Here is a 7,623-nt window from a genome sequence, read left to right on the forward strand (position 1 = left end):
TTCGTATAGCGAGACCACCCCGCCGCTGTGCCGGTGTCAGTCGGTGTCCGAGCGGCGCTCGGGGTCGCCACCGTGGTTGGCGTTGTCCGAGTCGGGCCCGTCGGCAATAGAGCCGGTCTCGGCGGTAGTGGCGTCGGTGCCGTCGTCACGGGCGAACTCACCGTCGCTGTCGTCGCTTCCACTGCCGGCGTCGATGGCTCCCCTCGCTTCTTCGGGGAGCACATCGCCCCACTCCTCGCCGGCGTTTTCGAGGGCACGGAGGCGGTTCCGGAACTCCTCGACGCGGAACCGATCGGAGAGTCTGGCGTTTGCGACCACCAGAAACAGGAAAAATCCGATCGCCAGAAACCCGATGGACGCGATCGGCGCCACGACAGTCGACAGCGACGGGAGCGCGAGCCACGCGACCGCCAGCCCGATGCCGACGACCACCTGCGCCCCCGCGACGATCTGGAGCATAAGATTCCCGAACTCCCCGCTGCCCTCGACCACCTCGCGGGGCTCCGGCAGCGACCTCTCGGCAGGCTGGTCCATCAGCTCGTAGCTGTCCATCGAGCAGAGCGCGACGGTCGGTTTCACGTCGCGCAGGACGGTCCCCTCGCCTTCGATGCTGCCGTCGGCGTAGATGACCGCGTAGCCCTCGTCGGAGTAGGCAATCACGCGGTCCTCGCCGTCGGAAACGCGCTCGACGATCGCGAAGATCTCGCGGATCGCGACCCGCGCTTCGAGCTCCTGTTCGACCCGGTCGAGGAGTTCCTCGCCCACGATCCACGTCTCGGGGTCGAACGCGGCTTCCCACTCTTCGAGGCTCATGTCGGCCATATCCGCCGGGCCGAAGCTCTCGAAGTCGTAGGTCTCCTCGACCTGTTCCCGGAGCGCTTCGAGGTCGTCCTCGCCGCCACCCCCCTCGTCCGCGGCGACCGACGCCACCTCCGTGGAGCCGTCGGCGTCCGTCGGGGCCACGTCCCGTTCTCCCGCACCGCCTTCGGCCGCGGTTGTCCCACCCGTACTCGCCGACGCCTCGGCGTCGCCGACCTCGTTGGCGCCGGGCGGATTCGAGCGGCGGTCCGCCGCGGACGGTCTCTCCGGGGACTCCGTCATCCCGTGGCTCTTGGACCGGCACACTCCTTAGGGTAACGGTTCACCGAACCGCGCCGAGGCGGTGGGGCTGCGGTGCTCCCGCAGCCGTGAGCCGGTCAGTTTACACCGCGGGACCCCGTAGCGTGTCCGATGGTATCCGATTCGGCCATCGCGGCCGGCGCCGCGCTGATGATCACCGCGAGCCTCCCGTTTTACCTCTACGGCGCGTGGATCATGATCGACGCCGAGGTGGTGACCTGGGACGTGCTGATCTACCACCTGAAGTTCATCGTTCCGGGGCTCGTGCTCAACACGATTCCTGTCGTCACGTGGATGATCCCACGACTGCTCGATCAACTCCAGGGCGTGCTCGTATTCCACGCCGTCTTGGGGCTGCAGGCGTACGCGTTGTTGGCGTTCGCGCTCACTGGGATCGTCCGCATCCTCCAGGTGAAACGAGAAGCCGACCTCTACGACGACCCCACGCAGGATATCGACCTCGACGACCTCCACCCGAACATGGGGGCGTGGCGCGGTCGGCTCCGCGTCGGCGTCTTCGGTTACGTGATCTTCTGGTTTCTCGCGTGGATCCTCGGACTCTACCAGTTCGTGAGTCGGTACGTGATCGGGTAGCCTCCCGGACCACCGCGCCCGGAGCTCAGTTCCAGGGCTCGCCCGACGCCCGGTCGACGTTGCTGTCGCGCTTCGACGACGGACAGATGTCCTCAAGCACGCACGCATCACAGTCAGGATTGCGGGCCGTACACACCGCTCGGCCGTGGCTGATGAACAGGTGCGTCGACTGCTGCCAGTCGTCTTCGGGGAACAACTCCATCAGCTCCGGTTCGATCGCCTCGGGGCGCTCCTCGTCCGTGAGTCCCAGCCGTCTGGAGATCCGTTGGACGTGCGTGTCGACCACGACCCCCTCAACCACGTCGTGGCCGTGTTGGAGCACCACGTTCGCGGTTTTCCGACCCACGCCCTTCAGGTCGGTCAGCGCCGACATCGTGTCGGGGACGTCGCCGTCGTGTTCTTTGACCAGGGTCTGCCCGATCGACTTCAGGTAGCCCGCCTTGTTGTTGTGGAACGTGATCCCGTAGATGTCGTCGGCGAGTTCGGATTCGTCGGCCGCGGCGTAGTCGGCGGCGGTCCCATACTTGTCGAACAACTCTTTCGTCACCTCGTTGACGCGCTCGTCGGTACACTGCGCCGACAGCACCACGGCGACCAGGAGTTCGAGCCGGTCGGAGAACCGCAGCGAGATGGTCGTGTCGGGATACTCGTCGTACAGCCGGTCGAGAACCTCCTCCGCCTGCTTTTCGCGGGTCGGAAGCGACGTGCCCATACCCGACCGTGGACCCAATCGGTGTTGAGACCACCGGTCGATCGGAGCGCGGCCGTCCGGCGAGCGCGAGGCGTCGTCCGGATGCCGGGAATACACAAGTGGGCGGTAGACGTACTTGCAACTCGGTACACGGATCCCTGCGCGTTCTCTCAGGGCTCCAGTCCGTACGCCTCCGGGTCGTACTCGCCGAGGACAGCAACCGACAGCACCAGCAGTCCGCACACGACAACCGAAGCATAAAACATATCCAAGCGCAGCGGGCCGATGGTGCGGAACCTGACGCCCGGACCGGAGAGCGCGAGCGTCATCGCCAACCCACAGACCCCGAGCGTCGGGAGCCGGTAGTGGTGGAGCTTCGTTGCGACCCGAAGCAGGTTCATCCTGTGGCCCGTGATCACTGCCGGAGACACAAGATTTCAACGCCCGGTGCGTGCGCACCGACTACCGGCCGTCTTTGTGTCCTCGTCGTGCCGCTGCCGGGAGGCTGCCGTCTCAGTCGTCGGCCCCGAGTTCCGCCGCGATGAGGGCGGCGTCGTCGTGGCGCCGGACCGACGACCGGTTGGTGGTGGGGTCCTTCTCGACGGTCACCAGGTCGTCAGCGGCCGCGACGAGTTCGTCGTCGTGGCTCACGATCAGGATCTGGGCCACCCCGAGGGTCCGCATCTCCTCAACGAGGTCGACCAGCCGGGAGACGTGCCCCGAGTCCAGAAACACCGTGGGCTCGTCCAATATTAGCGGCGGCATCGGCGCCGCCCCCTCGATCCCTTCCGCGAGCAGCCGGTAGATGGCACACCGCAACGAGAGGTTGAACAGCGCGCGCTCCCCGCCCGATAGCTGTCCCGGTTCGAGCGCGGTGCCGTCCTTCTGGAAGACTGTCAGCCCGTACTCGTCATCCAGCCGGATGCGGGCGTAAGCGTCGTTGCCGTACACCAACTCGAAGGTCTCGTTGAGCATCCGTTCGAGCGTTTCGACGTTCCGCTTTCGGAGCTCCGCGCGGAGGTCGGTGTAGGTTGTTTCGAGCGTGGCGACCTCGGCGTGGAGCGACTCAAGGTCTGCAACGCGGTCGGCGACTTCCGCTCTCTCCTCCCGGAGGTCCTCGAGGTTGGAGAGCTCGCCGTTCACACCACCGATCTGGGTTTGAATCTCGTCTCGCCGCCCCCGGAGGTCCGCCAGCTTTTCTGCGACGCGTTCGAGGTATGACTCGGCTTCGGATCGGTTCGCTTCGGCCGTCTCGATCCGGGACTCGTCGATCGCGTCAGCGAGCTCTCTTCGGCGCTCACGCTTCTCAGCCAGGAACGCGCGCCGTTCGTCGTTGCGTTCTGCGATTTCGGTCCGTCGCTCCCGGAGTCGGTCGATGCGCGATTCGGCCGCCTCAACCTCCGCGTGGAGGTCCGCAACCCGGTCGAGCCGATCGGCCGCCGTCGCCACCGATTCCAGGTCCGCCTCCAGCGACGCCACCTGTTCGGCCGCCCCGGCGGCGGCCTCGGACTGCGTCTCGGCGGCCGCCCGCTTTTCGTCGGCCTCAGACGCGTACTCGGCGGCGTCCTCACGGATGGACGCTGCTTTCGTTCGGTGGTCGTTGGCTGCCTCTTCGGCGTCTGCGACCCGGTCTTCGATCAGCGACCGCTTTTCCCGTCGCTCTTCGATCTCCGACGCGGCGTCCGCGAGCGACTCGGCGGTCGCCAGTCGATCAGTCAGTTCCTCCCGGCGCTTGTCTGCGTCCTGTGTCTCCGCTTTGAGGTCCGCCACGCGCTCCGCGTGGTCGTCGATCGCAGCGACGTGTGGCGATCCCTCGACGGGCTGGCCGCACTCCGGACATTTCCCCTCGGCGCGGAGCGCTTCGGCCTCTTCGAGGCGGTTGCGAGCCGACTCCAGCTCCGTCCGCGCTTCCGTTGCCGACTGCTTTGCGTCGTCGAGGTCGGCCTGGATCGACTCGCGGTACGTGGCCGCCTCGCCCGGGTCCACCGGTGCGTCGTCGAACCGCTCGCGGAGGGATTCGATCTCGTTATCGATTTGCTTCAGCTCGTCGCCGTACTCGGCGGCCCGGTCGTCGGCGTCGACGGCGGACGCTTCGGCCTCGTCAGCCCGGTGTCTGGCCTCCTCGGCGCGGGAGTCGAGCTCGTCGGCCCGCTCTTCGAGGTTCGCCGCCTGATTCGACAGCATCGTGCGGCGCTTCCGGGCGTCCTGGAGGTCCTCGCGGATCGACGCCTCGTCGGCGTCGAGCGCGTCTCGCCGAGCCTCGATCGCATCGGCGGCGAGGTCGGCGGCGCCGGCCGCGTCGAGGTCGGACTCATCGAGCACGACCGTCACCTGCGACCGGAGTTCGTCGACCTGGTCTCCCGTTTCCACAAGCTCGGTTTTGAGCTCCTCGCGGGTCGATTCGTCGTCTTTGATAGTCGCTTCCAACTCCTCGATGTCGTCGTCGAGGTCGTCGATCTCCGCCGTCCGCTCCTCGTAGGTCGACAGCACCGCCTCGGCGTCGGCGAGTGTCTCCTCGGCGCGGTCGCGGTTCTCCTCGAACCGCTCGATGTCGTCGTCGACCGCGGCGAGTTCCGTCTCCAGTTCGTTCAACCGCTCGTGGAGTCCCGCCTCCTCCTTGGCCTCGATCCGGGACTCCCGGTCCGAGAGGAGTTCGCGCTTCCGGTTCAGGACGTCTTCGACGCCCAGCCGCGCCTGCCCGGCGCGGTCGCGGTACTCCTCCAACTTCCCCAACTGGAGCAGGTCGTCGATGATGTCCTGGCGCTGTGTGGGGGTGGCGTTTATCAGTTTGTTCACCTCGCCCTGGCGGACGTACGCGCAGTTGACGAACGCCTCGGCGTCCATCCGGAGCCGGTCGGTCACGAACGCCCGAACGTCACGCGCGCCGTCGACCGCAACGTCGGGGCCGTCGAGGGTGCACGTCGTGGTCGAGATTCGATCACCCGACCGCCGGAGGTCGCGGGTGATCTCGTAGGCGTCGCCGTCGTGGACGAACCCGAGCGTTACCTCGGCCTCGTCGGCGCCGGTGGTCACGACCTCCTCGAGGGTATCATCGAGCGCCCGCGCGCCATAGAGCGCGAAAAAGCAGGCCTCGAGCAGCGACGACTTGCCGCTACCGTTCAGACCGTGGATGACTGTCACGCCGTCCCGGAGGTCCAACTCGGCGTCGGCGTAGGGTTTGAAATTTCGAAGCCGTAGCCGCTCAAACCGCATTCAGAGGTCCTCCAGCGTGACTTGCGTGTCGGTTTCGGTGTCCGGTTCCGTCGGGGCGGCGCGGTCGTCCTCATCGTCGGCGGCCGGTCCGTCCGTCTCGGACCCGCCAGCGTCGGCGCTCCCGCCCGTCCCGCCTGAATTCGGCCTGTCCCCACCCGATTCGGCGGGGGTGTCCCCGCCTGCTGCGGTCCGGAACGCCGACCTGTCGCCGTCGAGTTGCTCCGCGACGCGGGATTCGACCGCCGCTCGAACGTTGGAATCGGGGGCCTCGCCCCCGCGGATGGTCCCGTCGACGTCGAGTGCGGCCGCCGAGAGTCCCAGGTCACGGATCCGTTCTTCGACCGCGTCGTCGGGATCGGCGAAGGAGACGTCGAGATCGGCGTCGACCTCGCGGTCCCGGCGGTCGGTGACGCGCGCCACCAGAGCGCCCCGCTCGGTCAGCGACTCCTCGATCGCGGCGGGCGCCACCGACTCCCCGTCGCCGGTGATCTCAACCACCGCGACCGCGTCGGTCACGTCACGCTGCCGGAGCTGTTCGTGGACCCGCTCGGCGCCCTCGCCCGCCGATAGCGACACCGACGCGAAGACGAACCGGCGGGTGTCGAGGGTCCGCCGCCGGATGTCGACCCCGTCGTCGACCGTCACGAGGTTGTAGCCGCGAGCGGTCTCCTCGGCGGCGCTGGCGCGCTCGGTCGACCCGCAGTAGGTCACCCACGTTCCGTCGACCGTCTCGGTGCCGGGCTCGTGGTTGTCACCGAGCAGGACGGCGTCGAAGTCGACGGCCGATTCCGCGAGGACGGTCTCGGTCTCCCAGTCGGCGTGCGCGAACGGGGTGAACAGCCCGTGGGCGACCAGGACGGCGTGGTCGGCGTCGTGTGGGGCGAAGTCGTACTCCAGCTCCGATCGGCGGGACTTCGGGACGTGGTCGAGGCCGTAGAACGCCGTCTCCCCGACGGTTCGGGGCTCGGAGCCGAGCCGCTCGGCGAGCCCCAGGTCCGCGAAGAGGTCGAGCCACTGGCCGCTCCGGGTCGACTCGTGGTTGCCGACGACCGCGAGAAACGGGATCGCCGCCCCTCGAAGCCGCCGGAGGAGGCGGATCGTCTCCATGAGGTCCGAGAGCTCCGGCCGGCGGTCGTGGAAGAGGTCGCCCGCGTGGACCACGGCGTCGACGTCGTCGTCGACCGCGTCGTCGATCACCTGCTCGAAGGCGTCCCGGAAGTCCGCTCGGCGGATCTGTGAGTGGTACTGGGCGTACCCGAGGTGGGTGTCGCCGGTGTGGATCACCCGTGTCATCTGTTCGGACGTTACGCGGTGGCTCCTAAAACCGTTCCGCGACCGGAGTGGAAGTGGTCGCGTCGTGGTCGGCCGGGGGTGTCGTCGGCCGGGGCGTCGTCGACTCGCCCCCACGTAACGCTGCGTCGAGGCGCCGCAGCGACTTCCGGGCGGCCCGGCCGCGGGCTGTTGTGTCGTCTTCGTCGCGGCGGACCGCCGTCGCGACCGCCCGGTCAAGGTCGGGGAGCCGGCCGGCCGACAGGAACGACGCGGCTTCGCGGGCGGAGTCGGCTGCGCGTTCGGCGTCGCGGACGACGGACTCCGGATCCGGGGAGACGGTCTCGTCGGGCGCCGGAGCGTTCGACGGTTGCGACGACGCGGATCCGTGCGCGAGCGCCCGGAGCGACCGGCGGACCTCATCGGGGCGCGGCGCGTCCACCTCGGGCGATCGGTCGGTCACCTCGGGCGATCGGTCGGTCACCTCGGGCGATCGGTCGGTCACCTCGGGCGATCGGTCGGTCACGTCGTATGTGGTGCCGGGATCGGGTTTGAACGTTCGGCCGGCGGATTCGGTAGTGTTCAGGTAAGCTGGTGACCCTGTGACCACCCCGAAAACCCCCGGTCGCTCGCCGTCGCCGGCACTTTGCGCCGGCTGCCGGAGGGACCGTAGTACCTAGCGTAACTTTTGAAGATAGTCACCGAGATGATCATCGATCCAAGAGGCCGCGAAACTA

7 protein-coding genes are annotated in these 7,623 nt (G+C 68.0%); 1 reads left to right on the forward strand and 6 read right to left on the reverse strand.

Going from position 1 to position 7,623, the window contains the following annotated elements:
* Window positions 1-36 precede the first annotated feature (36 nt).
* The gene (locus IEX72_RS15270) at window positions 37-1,101 is read right to left on the reverse strand and encodes a DUF7319 domain-containing protein (RefSeq protein ID WP_229663845.1); all 1,065 of its coding nucleotides are present in this window, start codon (window positions 1,099-1,101) and stop codon (window positions 37-39) included.
* A 129-nt stretch (window positions 1,102-1,230) separates the two neighbouring features.
* Between IEX72_RS15270 and IEX72_RS13335 the strand changes: the two genes are divergently transcribed.
* On the forward strand, window positions 1,231-1,713 hold the full coding sequence (locus IEX72_RS13335; RefSeq protein WP_188788168.1) for a DUF7321 family protein: 483 nt from the start codon (window positions 1,231-1,233) through the stop codon (window positions 1,711-1,713).
* Window positions 1,714-1,738: 25 nt separating this feature from the next.
* Here the strand turns inward: IEX72_RS13335 and nth are convergent, their stop codons facing one another.
* The 5 genes from nth to IEX72_RS13360 all read right to left on the reverse strand — a co-directional run bounded on the left by nth (window position 1,739) and on the right by IEX72_RS13360 (window position 7,412).
* A complete protein-coding gene (gene nth, locus IEX72_RS13340; protein WP_188788170.1) occupies window positions 1,739-2,425 on the reverse strand; it encodes an endonuclease III in 687 nt (228 codons plus the stop codon).
* Between the two features lie 149 nt (window positions 2,426-2,574).
* Window positions 2,575-2,805 carry a hypothetical protein gene (locus IEX72_RS13345; RefSeq protein ID WP_188788172.1) on the reverse strand — a complete coding sequence of 77 codons (231 nt, stop codon included), beginning with the start codon at window positions 2,803-2,805 and terminating at the stop codon, window positions 2,575-2,577.
* Between the two features lie 112 nt (window positions 2,806-2,917).
* A complete protein-coding gene (gene rad50, locus IEX72_RS13350; protein WP_188788174.1) occupies window positions 2,918-5,617 on the reverse strand; it encodes a DNA double-strand break repair ATPase Rad50 in 2,700 nt (899 codons plus the stop codon).
* Entirely contained in the window at window positions 5,618-6,910 is a 1,293-nt protein-coding gene (gene mre11 / locus IEX72_RS13355; RefSeq protein WP_188788176.1) for a DNA double-strand break repair protein Mre11, read from the reverse strand.
* Between the two features lie 25 nt (window positions 6,911-6,935).
* Entirely contained in the window at window positions 6,936-7,412 is a 477-nt protein-coding gene (locus tag IEX72_RS13360) for a hypothetical protein (protein WP_188788178.1), read from the reverse strand.
* Window positions 7,413-7,623: the final 211 nt, after the last annotated feature.

Origin of the sequence: Halobellus salinus (genome assembly GCF_014646875.1) — an archaeon.
GTDB lineage: Archaea > Halobacteriota > Halobacteria > Halobacteriales > Haloferacaceae > Haloquadratum > Haloquadratum salinum.